The sequence below is a fragment of the Amycolatopsis sp. NPDC003676 genome, assembly GCF_053587275.1.
On the sequence record NZ_JBSFNS010000436.1, the window covers coordinates 1 to 1038 of the forward strand.

Consider the following 1038-nt stretch of genomic DNA (forward strand, 5'->3'; position numbering starts at 1 on the left):
AACTGATCAAGCGGCATCCGGAGTGGGAGGGACGCGAGTGGATCGACACCGCGGTGGCGTGCCTGTGCGCGGAGCCGCTGGTGTCACGTCTCCCGTAACGCGGTGATCCTGGGGTCGTCGCCGAGATCGGCGGCCGAATCCGCCATGCGGGAGATCGTGAGCGGCATGGAGGTGTCGTCGGAGTCGAGGCCGGGCGCGACGGTGAGTCCGGCCGGTGGGGGGTTGTGCGCGGCCAATGACAGGCTGCGCCATATCGTCTCGGCCGCGAGTCGTTCGCGCGAGCCGAAATAGGCCCGCACGATGCCTGTCGTGATTCCGGCATCGTCGGCGACCGCACGAAGGCTGAGGCCGTCGAAGCCGTTGCGGGACAGGACTCGAATCGTGGCATCCAGGATTCGCGCGCAGGTCTCGGCCCTGTCGTCGGGAATCCGTCGGTCATATTCAGCGGTGGAAGACACTGTTTCGGACACAAGTCTAGATGCTATTCTGGACACCACTGCAAGGCAATGGATAGCGGCTGAGACAACGGTCATATCCTCCAGGAGGTGCGGACACTTGATGAGGATGCAACGGGGCATCGGCGGGACCGCGGCGCGCACGATCGCCATCACGGGAGGCGCGCGCGGAATCGGGCGGGCCATCGCCGCCGAGTTGGCAACGCGCGGGTGCTCGGTGGTCATCGGCGACATCGATCTCGACACGGCGGCCGATACGGCGGCAGCTGTCGGTCTCGCGGGTGCCTTCGCGCTCGATGTCACCGACCCGGCTTCGTTCGAGCGCTTCCTCGGCAGTGCGGAGAAAGTGGTCGGCCCCCTAGATGTCCTGATCAACAATGCCGGGGTCATGCCCGTCGGGCCCTTCGTCGAAGAATCCGACGACATCACCCGCCGGATACTCGACATCAACGTCTACGGCGTCATCGCCGGCACGAAACTGGCACTGCCGCAGATGCTCTCGCGTGGGCGCGGGCACATCGTGAACATCTCCTCGCTGGCGGGGGAGAACCCGACTCCGGGGATGGCGACCTACTGTGCCAGC

2 protein-coding genes are annotated in these 1038 nt (G+C 65.9%); one reads left to right on the forward strand and one right to left on the reverse strand.

Annotation, left to right across the window (positions count from 1 at the left end; all coding sequences use genetic code 11):
* Positions 1-83: 83 nt before the first annotated feature.
* Positions 84-458, reverse strand: coding sequence for a TetR/AcrR family transcriptional regulator (locus ACWDNU_RS47020; protein WP_449673602.1), 375 nt, complete (start codon positions 456-458; stop codon positions 84-86).
* Positions 459-564: 106 nt separating this feature from the next.
* On the opposite strand from ACWDNU_RS47020, the gene ACWDNU_RS47025 reads away from it, so the two are divergent.
* A partial coding sequence (locus ACWDNU_RS47025) for an SDR family NAD(P)-dependent oxidoreductase (RefSeq protein ID WP_449673603.1) occupies positions 565-1038 on the forward strand: 474 nt, incomplete at its 3' end.